Source organism: Paenibacillus sp. LS-5 (assembly GCF_056121505.1).
The window spans coordinates 71,083-86,999 of sequence record NZ_JBWAVA010000018.1; the positions used below are offsets into that span (position 1 = coordinate 71,083).

Sequence of the window (15,917 nt, forward strand, 5' to 3'; positions counted from 1 at the left end):
TGAAATCAGCCTTCCTACTTTTTCGACGGCGACGCCTGAATTTCCTTCTGAACCTCAGCAATTCCCTTGTTCAGCTGATTGTCATTCACCGGGTTCTGAATCACCTTGATTAACGCAAGTTCCAGCGTTTCGGCGGTTTTGGCATCAATGCTGCCGGTCACCTTCAGCTTGGACGCACTCTGGAATTTCTTAACCGCATCCTTCGTCGCGGCATCGAAATACCCGTCCTTGCGCCCCGGCTTATAGCCGAGACCATCCAGCATCGTCTGCGCGCTTTTGACATCCGTGCTGTTCATGTTGTATTGCAGGGTGACACTTTTGTTAATTGGCGCTACCGAGAAGTAATCCGGCTGGGCTACCGCAATATCCGGTTTGATGCCCTTGCCGTGAATCCATGTGCCGTTTGGCGTCAGCCATTTGGCAATGGTAATCTTCAGCAGACTGCCGTCACCCAGCTGCTTGTCGAAGCTGGTCTGGACCGTGCCTTTGCCGAAGGAATTTTCTCCGATCAGCTTGGCTCCTGCCGATTGCTGCAGGGCTCCCGCCAGAATCTCTGAGGCGCTTGCGCTGCCTTTGTTCATCAGTACGACAACCGGATAATCTTTGCTAGAGCCCGTAGACTTGCTAACTTCAGCGGGCTTGTCTTTCTGTTCCACCTGAACAATGGCCTTGCCCTTTGGAACGAATTGCTCTGCCATCTCAATGACTACCGGCAGTACACCGCCCGGATCATTGCGGACATCAATAACGAGTCCCTTCATGCCCTGCTTCTCCAGCTTCCCAAGCTCTTCCTTGAACCGATCAGCGGTATTCAGGGAGAACTGGGTCACCTCAATGACGCCTACGCCATCCTTACCAAGCTTGGCGTATACCGTCTCCAGCTTGACATCATCGCGTGTTAACACGAATTCAAGCGGCGCTGCAGATCCGGTGCGCTGAATCTTTAGGGTAGCCTTACTCCCCTTAGGCCCGCGGATTTTAGCTACCGCAGCATTCAACTCCATGCCTTCAAGCGTCTCCCCGTTGACTGACAGGATCACGTCTTTGGCCTGGAGTCCGGCTTTGTCAGCGGGAGATCCCTTAATAGGAGAGACGATGACGACTTTGCCGTTATCCGAGGAGACCTCCGCTCCGATACCCGAGAATGAGCCTTCTATGCTCTCCTCGAACTTCTCAGCAGTTTCCTTGCCCATATAGTTCGAATACGGGTCGCCCAGTGCCTCCATCATTCCATTGACGGCACCGTCGATCAGCTTCGTCCGGTCTATCTCCTGGTAGTAGTTCCCTTCTATAAGGCTTAGCGCGGTCCCAAGCTTCTGCGACTCGTTCTCCTGCAGGCCACCAGACCGCACGACCGCTGCTGCCGCACTTTCACCCGCAGCATGTCCGAATATATCCGCATAGCCGGTGACACCCAAGGTTAGCAGGCTGCCGCACAGCAGGGCGGCGACAATCATAAACGCCGCAGTGCTTTTCTTCAACATGATGTTCACACCGTCCCTTCTTGTCCATCTTATGAAGCCCAAGACACAGCCGTTCTGCAAAGAACGGTATCTCTTCCAGTATATGCCGCAAAGTTAATTAATATTTATTATGAAGCTGAACTTTAAATTTTCATATTTGGGGATAGTCCTAACTCTGGAAAATGTATGGACATCCGGCCGCTGTTGTCCCCTATGGGTTTGCAAGTTCATCTTATCTCATTCTTCTAGCAGCCCTATAGATAAGGCATCGGATCAACCGGTTTGCCGTCAATCCGCACTTCAAAGTGCAGATGCGGGCCAGTGACACGGCCGGTTGCGCCTGATTCAGCAATGGTCTGACCGCGTGATACCCGGTCACCAACACTAACCTTGATGCCACCCTCGCGGATATGACCGTAAAGCGTCCATACCCCGCCGCCATGGTCGATCACTACAGTATATCCATAGCCACTCCACCATTCAGCTACAATAACCGTACCGGAATCGGCAGCATGAATGTCCGTCCCTTGCGGAACAGCAAAGTCCGTACCTGTATGCATCTTGCCTACTTCACCCGTCACGGGATGTGTGCGGACTCCATAAGGTGAAGAAATCCGTGCCGATCCTACAGGAAGCAGGAATGGCCCTCCACCACCGGCATATTCAGAGGAACTCCCGCTGCTGTCGGAGCTTGAGCTTGAACTGCTGCTGGAAGCCCGGGCAGCAGCTGCTGCAGCGGCTGCTGCAGCTCTGCGCGCAGCTTCAGCTTTGGCAGCCGCTGCTTTGCGTGCAGCTTCTTCAGCTTTGATCTGGTCCTTCTTATTCTCAAGCAGCGAACGCTCACTGGCCAGCTGCACCAGCTTGGCATCCTGCTCTTCTGTGAGACCGTCCGACTCCTGAATTTCCTTGTCATAGTAGGCGATAAGCTCCTGCTTCTCCGCTTCCTTCTCCTTCAGCACAGTGCGCTGGGACTCCAGATCCGTGTACAGCTGCTTAGCTTGTGCATATTGCCCTTCGAGCTCCTGTTTCTTGGCAACAACCATCTGCTTGTCCAGCTTGTGCTGCACCAGGAGGTCCTGATCCTGATCCACAATCATTTTGAGGGAATCGGCCCGGTCTACGAAATCCGAGAAACTTGTCGAAGAGAGCAGCACATCCAAATAAGAGACCGCACCGTCGGTATACATCAGACGAACCCGCGATTCCAGCAGCTTTTCACGGGATGCCACGCGTGCTTCCGCCTCATCCAGTTCGTTTGCCGTCACGGTAAGCGACTCCTCTGTACTGGTGATTTTACCGGAAATATCCTTCATTTGGCCTTTAACCTGATCAATTTGATCCAGAACATACTGGAGATTAAGATTCGTCTTATTCAGATAATGTTTGGCTTCCTGGTTGCGTGAAGCCGCCTTATCCTGCGCGGCCTTGGCATCTTGCACCTCTTGCTGCAGTTGCTTCAGCTGTTTGTCAATTTCTGCAACCGTGGTCTTTTTGGCATATCCGTCAGAGGGTTGGAATAGTGTGACAGCCAGCAACACTGCGGTCAATCCGGCGGCAATCTTCTTCAACTCGCACTCCCCGTCCTTTGTCTTGTATGATATTCAGCTTTCGCCTTGAGATTGAACCAGACATTATACTTTCAGGAACTTGCGGATCGATACGGTACTTCCCCATACACCGATCAGCACTCCCAGGCCGACAAGCAGCCCGCAGAGCAGAACCCATATATCTTCGAACCGGATCAGCTGCAGCCCCAGCATGGGATCTCCCTGCACGGAAGCCACGAGACTGCTATAGCCTACATAAAGCGCTCCGGACGTAATTAGCGAACCTATCAATCCAATGAGTGCTCCTTCAATAAAGAACGGCCAGCGGATAAAATAATTCGTGGCTCCCACCAGCTTCATAATTCCAATCTCCTTGCGGCGGGCAAGAATGGTTACCCGAATGGTGTTGGAGATTAGGAACATCGACATAATTGCCAGGCCTGCTACAAAAATAAACCCGATATTGCGTACCGCTTTTGTCACTTTAAAAAGCGTTTCGACTGAGCCCTTACCATAATTCACCTTATAAATCGGCTTTTCTTCATGGGTTTTGTTAAGCGCTTCTATCTTCTCCGCTACAAACGGAACTGTCGTCGGCTGGATAACCTCCACGAGCAGCTTATCCGGTAGCGGATTGTTGTCTTCATCAAAGCCTTCCAATAACTCGGCGGCATCCGGCCCCATATCCTCACGGAATTCCTTCAGCCCCTGCTCCTTGGAGACGAACTCCACCTTGCTGACCTCCGGCATGCTGCCGATTTCATTTTCCAGCGTTTCACGCATCTTTTGATCGGTATTCAGGGTGAGATGCACATTGATCTGCACCTGGCTGTCCGCCTTGTTGGCGACCGCGTTGACATTAAGCACCAGCAATATGAAGACACCAAGCACGAATAGGGAGACGACAATGGAGGTGATGGAAGCCACCGACATCCAGCCGTTGCGGAATACGTTTTTGAAGCCTTCCCGCACATGCCGCAAGAAGGTTTTAAAACTCATAACCATATTCCCCTCTCACTTGGTCTCTGACGATATTACCGTTCTCGATGGCCAGTACACGCTTGCGCATTTTGTTGACAATATCTCTGTTGTGTGTCGCCATAACTATGGTTGTTCCGCGAAAATTAATCTCATCCAGCAGCTGCATGATTCCCCATGAAGTCTCTGGGTCCAGGTTACCTGTAGGCTCGTCCGCAATAATGACAGATGGGTTATTGACAATCGCCCGGGCAATGGCAATCCGCTGCTGTTCCCCGCCTGACAGCTGCGAGGGCTCACGGTTCGCTTTGCTGCGCAGGCCGACTAATTCGAGCACTTCAGGGACACGTTTTTTGATAACCTTCTTCGGAGCCTCAATAACCTCCATCGCAAATGCAACATTCTCATAGGCCGTCAGTCTTGGCAGCAGACGGAAGTCCTGGAAGACCACCCCGATATTCCGGCGGACATAGGGGATTTTGCGCGGCTTCAGCTTGCCTATATTAAACCCGCCTACCGAGATCTGTCCTTTGGTCGGCATTTCTTCTCTATAAATTAATTTCATAAACGTTGACTTGCCGGCACCAGACGGCCCGACGACGTATACGAACTCATTGCGGTCGATCTTGACGGATACGCCTTGAAGCGCATGGGTTCCATTCGGATAGGTCTTCCACACATCCTGCATTTCGATCACTTCATCACTTCCCGATTCTGACATATTCCGCTGCAAACTACAGAAGCTTCCATAAACTGCATGAATACCGCAGGCGTCTCTATTGTAACAAATTCGTAACTGCTTGAGTACCCGAAAGTTTTTCGGATATCGCACATATACATAAAAGGCATCCATAACCATCTACAAATCTAACCAATGCTGCTCTATCTATTAATTTATATCGGCTGTAGAAGCTGTTCCTTAAGTCTGTTGCCCCTGGCCTGCGTCTTCGTTAGCGCAAATCCGCCCAGCAAAAGGAGAATATTCATGAAAAAGATCCATGCCGCCCTCATTGCGGTGATTGGCCTGCTCCTGGCCGGCTCGCTTATTGCCGGAGGACTTTATTTATATGGAAGCTCAGTCAAAGTGCCCCCAAAGACTGTTCTAGCCGGCTGGGACGTGGGAGGTATGGATATTACAGAGGTACGCACCGGACTTGCAGCCAGACTGCAAGCACTCGAGACGCTCCCCCTGGTGCTGAAGGCAGAGCCTAATACCGAACTGCCGGTTACGCTTCAGCAGGCTGGGATGACGTATGAGGCAGAGGCATTTCTCCATGGACTGGACACGCTCACCGAGGGAGGACTCCTGGAACGGGTACACTCCCGCTGGAGCTTTCCGCGAAGCTGGGAGCTTGGGGTTCATCTGGAACTAACTGAACTTCAGACAAGTCTAAGTCCGGCGTGGGAAAAAGAAACCTTCGGGGTTCCCGTGAATGCTGAACGTCGCATCACCGCAGATGACCAAGTGGTCTATACGCCCGAAAAAACTACCTATGCAGTGGATTGGCATACGCTGGAGCTTATGCTGCAGGCGGCTGCACCAGTGTCCCTCCGTAGTGCCGACAGCCTTAAAGGACGACCGATACAGCTTGAAGTTCCGCTCAGTATACGGCTGCCGGAGGTCACCCTGAAGGCACTGAAGGAGCAGGGTATTGAGCGGAAAATATCGCAGTTCAGCACCTCCCTCGGCGCAAGCGGCCCGGGACGCACCTTCAATGTCGAGGCTGCCGCTCAGGCCGTTAACGGCACCGTTTTGCCGCCTGGAGCTGTCTTTGACTACGAGAAAGCCATTCAGAAAGCCCAGGCAGATACCGGCTTCCGCGAAGCACCCGTTATTATTAACGGGAGGCTTGAGCCCGGTACGGGCGGGGGCATATGCCAGGTATCCAGCACCCTGTATAACGCAGCACTTCGTTCAGGTCTCGAAATTGTGGAGCGGCGCAATCATTCCCTGCCGGTGGGCTACCTTCCGAAAGGACAGGATGCCACCTTCTCCGAAGGCAACATCAATTTCCGCTTCCGCAACAACACCGGCAAATACCTAATTATCCATGCCGCTGTCCATGGACGCACCTTAACTGTGAAGCTGTTCGGTACGTTCCCTAAGAACGTAACCTTTCTTGTCCAGTCCCGGACCGTAGAGGTTCTTTCACCTGCCGACAAATATGTGAGTGACCCTTCACTTCCGCGCGGCGGTACCCGGATTCTCCGGAACGGGAAAACCGGCTATATCGTCGAAACCCATATTACCCGTCTCGTGGATGGTAAAGCCGTAGAGAAAAAACTTCTCTCCCGGGATACCTACTACGCCCAGAAACGTATCATCGCCATCAACCGGGGCGGCATGGGCAAATCGATCCAGCCAGACTCCAGCAAGCAGCCACTCATAGAGGATGGAGTGCACGGGTGAGTGGCATACGATGGAGCCAAGGTCTTATTAAAGACCGCCACCTGTCTGTCCGCCCCCCTATCCACATCAAAAAAAAACGGCTAGGACATTCTCAGTCCGCCGTCTTTTTGGCATAAAGCTTCAGTTATGGTCTTCCTTCTGCTAGCCTCTGTTCATCTTAGAACAGGCTATCCGGAGACATGTCAATTCTCCAATACCCGTTCACTTTCTTCAGCTTCACCACTACGCCTTCCGTAGAGCCAGTTCCTCCAATGGAGGGTACACTCAGTTCAAAAACGGCAGTTTGAGCATTCTTAGAGAGCATGCGGGCTGTCGCCTTACTATAATCAAGCGAATTGCCCACATCGACATTCACCTGCGCCATTCTACCGTTCTGCTCCAAAAACTGCGTCTGCACATAAAACGCTGCAGCATTGTGAGTGTACGCCTTTTTGACGTAATTCATTAGCTTCTGCTTGGTCCCCAAGTCACTGGAGAGGTAGCGGTACTCCGTCCCCTTATACTGAAATATCTCCGGCTGATACGTCGCACCCCCAAGATTGGTATATGTATATATCGCTTTCGCATGGACCAGGAGTGGAATAATACTCTTCACCGTCAGATTATTGATCGTTGCCGGACCTTCCTTGCCGGGTGCGGACACCGCCACGGACTTCACGCCTTCGATTCCGAATGTTGACGAAGCCGCGAATGCCCCACTCTGCGCCGATACTAGACCTAGGGAAAGAGCTAATGTGCTAAGCAGTACTTTTTTGTTCATAGTAATTCCTCCTCGTATAGTGTTTGGATTGTGAACAAGTTACCGACTCAAAGTACTATATAACTTGCGATAGCCTGTAAGCTAAAAATACCCAATTCACTATGGGATCCAAACAGCTGTCTGTTATTGTCCTGACGGGGCACTGTGTAATAATTCTAGAGCTTTCTACAATTTATATCTAATTTCTGCTGTGCTATCATTTGGGCAGAATGGAAAGGAGATAATTATATGGCTTTGATGGAATGCAGGTTTTATTCGGATGTACTGGGACTGAGTACCTCGATGACAGTGATTTTGCCTCAGCAGACCACTACACAGATCGGCATGACTAATGTAACGAACGGCAAACTTCACCCTACCCTCTATTTACTGCACGGGCTGTCGGATGACGACTCGATTTGGCTGCGCCGCACCTCCATTGAGCGTTATGTCGCTGAGATGGGGATAGCGGTGGTAATGCCGCAGGTACACCGGAGCTTTTATACGGATATGGCTGAGGGAGGGCGGTACTGGACCTTTATCAGCGAAGAATTGCCGGCGCTTGCCCGATCCTTTTTCCCGCTGTCACCGAGACGTGAGGACACCTTTGTGGCAGGATTGTCGATGGGCGGGTATGGCGCGATGAAGCTGGGACTGCGTAAGCCTGAAACTTTTGCAGCGGCGGCAAGCCTGTCAGGGGCGCTCGATATGGCGCATCATTTCATGAACTGGGAGGACTCCACCAAGAAGAGCGAAGAGTACGTGCGGATTTTTGGCGATAAGAGTATTGAAAACACTCCGGATGATCTGCTCTGGCTGTTGAAAGAGGCAGACCGTTCCAAAGGGCCCAAACCAATGCTCTACCAATGTTGCGGCACGGAGGATTTCCTGTATACAGACAACCAGAGCTTCCGCAAGGCTTGCGCCAAAACCTCACTGTCTCTAACCTATGAAGAAGGCACTGGCGAACACGAATGGGGTTATTGGGATGCCAAAATCCGTGACGTGCTGGCCTGGTTGCCTCTCGGTAAATAACTCAAAACCTATGGCACCCATACGGATAATCCCACTTGGATTCAAGTCTAAATTCATCAGTCAGCTTGCGATATTTTTTAGGTGAGCTTATATAGCAAAAGAACTGTCCTCCCCATATCCAGTGATGTGGTAGAAAGACAGTTCTTTTTTTGGATTCCGGCAATCTATTTTCAGCCAACCGGCCTCTTCTTACCCTATAGTATTCACATGCTGGGCTATCCACTCACTGGCATCGTTCAAGCCTGCCTCTGCCCGTTCAATCGCTGCTTTGACTTGTACAGTAGCCGTACCGCCATAGACGTTACGAGCGTTCACAACAGCCTCCGGCTGCAGCACCGCGTAGATCTGCTCATCGAACAGCGGGGAGAATTGAGTGAACTCTTCCAGTGTCAGATCCAGCAGGAATTTGCCTTCGTTAATGCAATACAGCACCGTCTTGCCAATAACCTCGTGCGCCTGGCGGAAAGGCAGACCTTTGCCCACCAGAAAGTCGGCGATATCGGTTGCATTGGAGAAGTCTGTGTTGACGGCTTCACGCATCCGGCCTTTGTTCACCTTCATGGTGGAGATCATGGGTGCAAACAGCTGCAAGGCACCGGTCAGGGTAGCCACGGTATCGAACATACCCTCTTTGTCTTCCTGCATATCTTTATTGTAAGCCAGCGGCAAGGACTTGAGTACAGTCAGCAAGCCGATGAGATTGCCGTATACACGGCCGGTTTTGCCGCGTACCAGCTCTGGTACATCCGGGTTTTTCTTCTGCGGCATAATGCTGCTTCCTGTGCAGAAGGCATCATCCAGCTCTACGAAGCTAAATTCCGTACTGCTCCATAGCACCAGCTCTTCACTGAGCCGGGAAAGGTGAGTCATCACGAGCGCAGCATTGGCCAGGAACTCAACGATGAAGTCACGATCACTGACGGCATCCAGGCTGTTCTCATAGACACTGTCAAACCCGAGTTGTTCGGCCACAAAATGACGGTCAATCGGGAATGTGGTTCCCGCAAGCGCCCCTGCTCCCAGCGGAAGCACATTGATCCGTTTGTAGCTGTCCATCAGACGCTCCGCATCGCGGCGGAACATGGACACATATGCCATCAGATGATGGGCGAACAGGATCGGCTGGGCACGCTGCAGATGTGTGTACCCTGGAACAATGGTCTCCACATTGTCCTTGGCTTGCCCGATCAGCGCTTCCTGCAGCTCATGCAGCAGGGCCACCAGTTCCACTACACGGTTACGCAGATATAGATGCATATCCGTAGCCACCTGGTCGTTGCGGCTGCGTCCGGTGTGCAGCTTGCCGCCGACAGGGCCGATCTCCTCGATCAGATTCTTCTCGATATTCATATGGATGTCTTCATCCGCTACGGAAAAGGCAATCTCTCCGGCGCGTACTTTTTGCAGTACCTTGTTTAATCCCTGTTTGATCGTTTCTACATCGTCCAGCGGCAGGATACCGCATTTGCCCAGCATCGTGACATGAGCCAGACTGCCCTGCACATCTTCTTCAGCAAGTAACTTATCGAATCCGATAGAGGCTGTATATTCCTCCACCAGCTTGTTCGTTCCTTTGGTAAACCGTCCGCCCCACAGCTTGCTCACCTGTTGTATCCTCCTCTATTGACGTTAGAAGGGCCGCTCCTGTCCTGACGGGAGGAACGGCCTTCGGCTGTCTGCTTAAGTATGCCTTATCTATATGCCTAACGTTTAACTATTGGTTTGATTCCGCCACGCCCGCCGAAACCTTAAGACGCAGGGCATTCAGGCGGATAAAGCCTGTAGCATCTCCTTGATCATAAGCCTGTGTCGGATCAGCTTCCATCGTTGCGATGTCCGGATTGTACAGGCTGACCGGAGACTTCACGCCGGCTCCGATGACATTGCCTTTGTACAGCTTGACGCGCACGGTGCCTGTAACGTTCTTCTGGCTTTCTTTGACCAGTGCTTGCAGCGCAAGACGTTCAGGTGCAAACCAGAAACCGTTGTACACGAGGGTGCTGTATTTGGTAATCAGGCTGTCACGCAGATTCATCACTTCACGATCCATCGTGATGGACTCCATCTTACGGTGGGCTGTGAACAGGATCGTTCCGCCCGGAGTCTCGTATACGCCGCGGCTCTTCATGCCGACAAACCGGTTCTCCACCATATCTACGCGTCCTATGCCATGCTTGCCGCCCAGCTCGTTCAGCTTCTCCATCACTTGCAGCGGTGTCATAGCCTCACCATTCAGTGCGATACAATCGCCCTTAAGGAAGTCCAGCTCCAGGTATTCCGCCTGATCCGGAGCATCCTCCGGTGCGTTGCTGAGTAGGAACATTTCTTTGTTCTCCGGTGCGCTTGGATCGAACCACGGATCTTCCAGCACGCCGCTCTCATAGCTGATGTGCAGCAGATTGCGGTCCATGGAATACGGCTTAGCCGCCGAAGCCTGGACCGGAATGCCATTGGCCTCCGCATAAGCGATCATTTCCGCACGGCCCGGGAACTGGTTGCGGAATTCTTCAAGCCGCCACGGTGCAATCACCTTGATGCTTGGCGACAAGGCTGCCGCGTTCAGCTCGAAGCGCACCTGGTCATTCCCTTTGCCCGTTGCGCCATGGGCAATAGCCGTCGCGCCTTCGGCGATGGCGATGTCGACCATACGCTTGGCAATCAGCGGACGGGCGATGCTGGTGCCAAGCAAGTATTGACCTTCATACAAAGCGCCCGATTGGAACATCGGGTAGATGAAATCACTTGCGAACTCGTCGCGCAGATCATCGATGTAGACCTTGGAAGCGCCGGTAGCGAGGGCTTTTTCCTCCAGACCCTCCAGCTCTTCTTTCTGGCCGATATCGGCTGTAAAGGCAATGATCTCGGCGTCATATGTTTCCTTCAGCCATTTCAGAATGACTGAGGTATCCAGCCCGCCGGAATAGGCGAGCACAATTTTTTCTTTGGGCATGGGGTTGCAACTTCCTTTCGTGTGGGGGGTATAGGATGAACTTCACCAGGCGTATAGAGCCTCTGGTGTCTGGACGCAACTGCGTGAAATGTTTGGACTTTCGGCCGCTGTTATAATCGGATTTCTGTAATTTCAAGCCCGCAGGCTGTGGGGGAAATCCGATTATAAAGGCGGACGCATTCGCTCCTACAGTTCCAAACTTTCACTCCGTTGCTAGGCACCAGAATTCCAACCCTCAATGCTAAGTTCAACCTATATTATGTTTTATATAGCATAAGACCAAGCAAGACCCTTGCCTGATTTGTATAATCAATCTTGATTCACTGCATATTACTGCTTACTCTGAGCTTTAGTGTAGCCCGGAGAGTCACTACTCAGCCCATCAATGCAGCCATCAGCGCTTTCTGCGCATGCAGACGGTTCTCAGCCTGGTCGAAGATTACGGAGTTCGGACCGTCGATTACGCCCGTGCTGACCTCTTCCTCACGGTGGGCCGGCAGGCAGTGCAGGAACAGATAGTCGCTCTTCGCACCTTTGACCAGTTCCTCGTTCACCTGATAGTCCTTAAAAGCCGCCTCACGCGCAAGCTGCTCCGCTTCGAAGCCCATGCTCGCCCATACATCTGTATAGATCACATCGGCGTCTTGTACAGCTTCCTGCGGGCTGCGGGTAACCACAATCACAGAGCCGGTTTCTTTGGCAATCTCGCGCGCCTCCGCAACTACAGCTGCATCCGGCTCGTAGCCTTCCGGTCCGGCAATGGAGACATGCACACCCAGCTTGGCACCGCCGATCAGCAGAGAATGCGCCATGTTGTTGCCATCACCGATATAAGCCAGCTTCAAGCCCTTCAGCTTGCCCTTGTGCTCGTAGACGGTCTGATAATCGGCCAGCACCTGACACGGATGTGCCAGATCGCTAAGCCCATTGATAACTGGCACCGAAGCATAACGGGCGAGATCTTCTACTTTGTCATGACCGAAGGTACGGATCATAATGCCATCCAGATAACGTGACATCACCTGTGCCGTATCCCCCACAGTTTCTCCGCGTCCGAGCTGGATATCATTTTTGCTGAGGAACAGCGCATGACCACCAAGCTGATACATGCCTACTTCGAACGACACGCGCGTGCGGGTCGAGGATTTTTCAAAAATAAGCCCAATCGTCTTGCCCTTCAGCGGCTGATAGACCTCACCGCTCTTCTGCTTGCGCTTGAGCTCGATTGCCAAATCAATCAAATACGTGATTTCCTCCGGGCTATAGTCGTTCAGCTCCAGCAAATCGCGGCCTTTAAGCTGCTGCGCTAGCTTCCCGGTATCGCTGTGTACTCCCTGGCTCATGAACCTGCCTCCCATTTTCCATTGTTAACATAAGTATGAATCAGTTCTGAAAGGATGTCCACCGCCTGGCGGATCTCATCGGTGCTTACATACAGGTTAGGCAGAAGCCGAATGACATTCGGTCCGGCCTGTACGAACAGCAGCCCGCGTTTCTGTCCTGCCAGCACTATATCTCCTACCGGTGCAGCACATTCGATGCCGATGAGCAGTCCTTTACCGCGGATCTCCTGCACAAATGGTGTATCTGCCAATTTCTCTCTAAGCAGCTCTCTCAGGTACTCACCCATCTCGGCGGCACGCTGTGACAGATTATCTTCAAGCATCGTTTCGATCGTCGCTTCCATTACTGCTGCCGCCAGTGGCGTTCCGCCGAAGGTAGTCGCATGACTGCCTGGACTGAATGCTTCACGCAAATAGCCTTTGCCGAGCATAACACCTGCAGGGAAGCCGCTGGCGACTCCTTTGGCCAGAGTGAAAATATCCGGCTCAATGCCGTAGTGTTGATGTGCAAACAGCTTGCCTGTACGTCCCATACCAGTCTGCACCTCATCCACGATCAGCAGCAATCCGTGCTCCTTGCACAGTTCTACAACCCCATCCAGGAACTCCTGCTGCACTTCGAGCACGCCGCCTTCAGCTAGAATCATTTCCAGCATAATCGCTGCGGTATTCTCGGAGATGGCCGCCTTCAGCGCTGGAAGATCATGCAGAGGTACGGTCTTGAAGCCTGCCGGGAGTGGCAGGAAGCCTTCTTTTACCTTTTGCTGTCCGGTAGCCGTCAGCGTTGCCAAGGTACGTCCATGGAAGGACTGCTCGAACGTAATCACTTCATAGCGGCCCGTTCCCTTCACTTTCTGGTGATACCGGCGTGCCAGCTTGATCGCCGCTTCATTCGCTTCCGCTCCGCTGTTACAAAAGAACACCTGATCCGCACAGCTGTTAGCCGTCAGCAGCGTCGCTACCCGGTCCTGGCCCGGAATATGGAACAGATTAGAGACATGCCAGAGTGTATCAATCTGAGCTTTCAGCTTAGCGCCAACCTTCTCCGGTGCATGGCCCAGACTTGTTACAGCAAGGCCGCACATGAAATCGAGATATTTGTTGCCCTGATCGTCCCACACCCAGCTGCCCTTGCCTTTGACGAGACTAATGTCGTATCTGGCGTAGGACGGGAATACCGCACTCAGCTTGGCAGGAGCAGCCTCCTGAACCTCCGTCTCTGCTGAACGGTCCTGCGGCGCCCCTGTCAAAGAATCTTTTTCCGCTTGCGTAAGCTCACTCATTCTTAGTCACTCTCCCACCATGCTGCTTCCGGTATTCCCGTCAGCGCTTGTTATTAGTTATGAACGGATAATCCGTGTTCCCAGTTCTTCTCCCTGCAGCACCCGGCTGAGCACCCGCGGCTCTTTGCCGTCAACAATCACTACTTCGGACACACTGCCCTGAATACAATCGATTGCCGCGCGCACTTTGGGAATCATCCCGCCATAAATTTCGCCGCTTTCGATCAAATCTTCAATCTGCCCCACCGTCACTGAGGGGAGCACGGTTTTGTGGCCATCCAATGTACGCATTATGCCAGGCACATCTGTAACAACGATCATCTGGGGCGACCCAATAAAAGATGCCACCGCCCCTGCCGCCGTATCCGCATTAATATTGTAACGCTGGCCTCCAGCATCTACACCAACCGGCGCAATTACAGGAATATAGCCCATCGACAGAATACCCCGTACAATCTCAGCGTTGACCTCTGTCACTTCACCAACCAGTCCCACTTCATTACTGTTCGCGACCGGCCTTGCGGTGATCAGTCGTCCATCCACACCAGATAGACCGAGCGCCTGACCACCGCTGCCCTGTATTCTTCGGACAATGGCCTTGTTGATACTGCCGGCCAATGTCATCTCCACTACATCCAGCACTTCCTCGGTCGTCACCCGCAGGCCGTTCACGAAGCTGCTCTCAATGCCTAGCTTCTCCAGATTGCCGGAAATCGCTGGCCCTCCACCATGCACAATGACGGGCTGGGCACCGCTCTCCTGCAGCTCCCGCAAATCATCAAAGAACGAATCCGGAAGCGCCGCCAGCGTACTGCCGCCACATTTCATGACGAACAGTCCGCCAGCCTTTTGATGCTCAACAGGTTCTAATGTCATAATACCAAAATCCTCCCAGTTAACCGAATGCAGCCGTGAATCAGGTACGGTATGCGGCATTAATGCGCACATAGTCATACGTCAGGTCGCAGCCCCAGGCTGTAGCCTTGCCGTCTCCGTCAGACAATGCTACGGTGATCAGCACGGTATCGCTTTTTTGCAGATAATGCAGGGCCTTCTCTTCATCAAAAGCCACCGGCCGTGACTGCTTGAGCACCTCAATTCCGCCAAGTGAAATATCCACCTGCTCCGGTGATACCGGCACTCCTGCACGCCCTACTGCGGCAATTACTCTCCCCCAGTTGGCATCCGCACCAAAAATCGCCGATTTCACGAGACTTGAACCGACAACCGTCTTGGCAATTGCAGCCGCAGCCTCATCATGCACCGCACCGCTGATCTGAACCTCTATGAGCTTCGTCGCCCCTTCGCCGTCACGGGCTATCGCCATGGCCAGACTCTTACAGACATGTATAAATGCCGCGGCAAAATCTTCCCAGTCCGCATGCAGACGTGACAGCTTCTCATTCCCCGCAAGCCCGCTTGCCATCGTAACCAGCATATCGTTAGTACTGGTATCTCCATCTACCGTAATCATATTAAAAGTCGTATTCGTCGCAGTGCGCAGCAGACCGAGCAGAGCCTCACCGTCAATTACAGCATCCGTGGTCATAAAGCCCAGCATGGTTGCCATATTGGGATGAATCATTCCCGAACCCTTGGCTGCTCCGGCAATCGTGACTTCCTCACCGCCGACCATTACTTTCACGCAGCATTCTTTTTTGACCAAATCTGTGGTGAGTATTGCCTGGCAGAACTCTTCCGCTCCGGCGGCTCCTCCATCCAGCTTCTCAGGCAGTCCGGCAATACCGCTTCGCACACGATCCATCTTTAGCAGCTCACCGATCACACCGGTAGAAGCGACCGCAACATCCTGTTCATTAACACCCAAGCAGCGGGCAGCGGCAGCACGCATTTCATAGGCATCGGCTTCACCCTGATCGCCAGTGCAGGCATTCGCATTCCCGCTGTTCACGATGACCGCCTGAAGTATACCATTCACCAGACTCTCCCGTGTCACCTTAAGCGGAGCAGCCTGGAATACATTTGTTGTATACACAGCAGCCGCTGTCGCCGGAACCTCGCATAGAATGGCTGCCAGGTCGTTGCGCTCGGTTTTCTTCAGACCGCAGTGCAGCCCTCCAGCCTTGAATCCCTTTGGGGTTGTAACACTTCCGCCTTCCAAGACGGTAAAACCTTGCTTTTCACTCATTGTATTGTTGACCGCCGAAC

Annotated in this window: 13 protein-coding genes; 2 read left to right on the forward strand and 11 right to left on the reverse strand. The window is 52.6% G+C overall.

Annotated elements, in window-relative coordinates:
* Positions 1-14 precede the first annotated feature (14 nt).
* From AC0MA3_RS21925 to ftsE, 4 genes are all read right to left on the reverse strand, one after another.
* Entirely contained in the window at positions 15-1,484 is a 1,470-nt protein-coding gene (locus AC0MA3_RS21925) for a S41 family peptidase (protein WP_474657808.1), read from the reverse strand.
* 233 nt (positions 1,485-1,717) lie between these two features.
* Positions 1,718-3,031: a murein hydrolase activator EnvC family protein gene (locus AC0MA3_RS21930; RefSeq protein ID WP_379157346.1), complete on the reverse strand. Its 1,314-nt coding sequence runs from the start codon at positions 3,029-3,031 to the stop codon at positions 1,718-1,720.
* A gap of 63 nt (positions 3,032-3,094) precedes the next feature.
* Positions 3,095-4,009: a permease-like cell division protein FtsX gene (ftsX, locus tag AC0MA3_RS21935; RefSeq protein WP_379157343.1), complete on the reverse strand. Its 915-nt coding sequence runs from the start codon at positions 4,007-4,009 to the stop codon at positions 3,095-3,097.
* Positions 3,999-4,685 (reverse strand): cell division ATP-binding protein FtsE, encoded by a 687-nt coding sequence (gene ftsE, locus AC0MA3_RS21940; RefSeq protein WP_474657809.1) that lies wholly within the window; start codon positions 4,683-4,685, stop codon positions 3,999-4,001. The genes ftsX and ftsE overlap by 11 nt, the downstream gene beginning before the upstream one ends.
* 288 nt (positions 4,686-4,973) lie before the next feature.
* On the opposite strand from ftsE, the gene AC0MA3_RS21945 reads away from it, so the two are divergent.
* Positions 4,974-6,398, forward strand: coding sequence for a VanW family protein (locus AC0MA3_RS21945; RefSeq protein ID WP_474657776.1), 1,425 nt, complete (start codon positions 4,974-4,976; stop codon positions 6,396-6,398).
* 157 nt (positions 6,399-6,555) lie between these two features.
* Here the strand turns inward: AC0MA3_RS21945 and AC0MA3_RS21950 are convergent, their stop codons facing one another.
* Positions 6,556-7,158: a DL-endopeptidase inhibitor IseA family protein gene (locus AC0MA3_RS21950; RefSeq protein ID WP_474657777.1), complete on the reverse strand. Its 603-nt coding sequence runs from the start codon at positions 7,156-7,158 to the stop codon at positions 6,556-6,558.
* Between the two features lie 228 nt (positions 7,159-7,386).
* Between AC0MA3_RS21950 and AC0MA3_RS21955 the strand changes: the two genes are divergently transcribed.
* A complete protein-coding gene (locus tag AC0MA3_RS21955) occupies positions 7,387-8,172 on the forward strand; it encodes an alpha/beta hydrolase (RefSeq protein WP_474657778.1) in 786 nt (261 codons plus the stop codon).
* 189 nt (positions 8,173-8,361) lie between these two features.
* On the opposite strand, the gene argH is transcribed toward AC0MA3_RS21955, so the two are convergent.
* From argH to argJ, 6 genes are all read right to left on the reverse strand, one after another.
* On the reverse strand, positions 8,362-9,777 hold the full coding sequence (gene argH, locus AC0MA3_RS21960; RefSeq protein ID WP_379157331.1) for an argininosuccinate lyase: 1,416 nt from the start codon (positions 9,775-9,777) through the stop codon (positions 8,362-8,364).
* A gap of 109 nt (positions 9,778-9,886) precedes the next feature.
* Positions 9,887-11,122: an argininosuccinate synthase gene (locus tag AC0MA3_RS21965; protein ID WP_379157328.1), complete on the reverse strand. Its 1,236-nt coding sequence runs from the start codon at positions 11,120-11,122 to the stop codon at positions 9,887-9,889.
* Between the two features lie 374 nt (positions 11,123-11,496).
* Positions 11,497-12,465 carry an ornithine carbamoyltransferase gene (argF, locus tag AC0MA3_RS21970; RefSeq protein WP_474657779.1) on the reverse strand — a complete coding sequence of 323 codons (969 nt, stop codon included), beginning with the start codon at positions 12,463-12,465 and terminating at the stop codon, positions 11,497-11,499.
* Positions 12,462-13,748: an aspartate aminotransferase family protein gene (locus tag AC0MA3_RS21975; RefSeq protein ID WP_474657780.1), complete on the reverse strand. Its 1,287-nt coding sequence runs from the start codon at positions 13,746-13,748 to the stop codon at positions 12,462-12,464. The genes argF and AC0MA3_RS21975 overlap by 4 nt, the downstream gene beginning before the upstream one ends.
* A 57-nt stretch (positions 13,749-13,805) precedes the next feature.
* Complete coding sequence (gene argB, locus AC0MA3_RS21980; RefSeq protein ID WP_474657781.1) at positions 13,806-14,624, reverse strand: acetylglutamate kinase; 819 nt, start codon at positions 14,622-14,624, stop codon at positions 13,806-13,808.
* Between the two features lie 40 nt (positions 14,625-14,664).
* A complete protein-coding gene (gene argJ, locus AC0MA3_RS21985; protein WP_474657782.1) occupies positions 14,665-15,897 on the reverse strand; it encodes a bifunctional ornithine acetyltransferase/N-acetylglutamate synthase in 1,233 nt (410 codons plus the stop codon).
* Between the last annotated feature and the right edge of the window lie 20 nt (positions 15,898-15,917).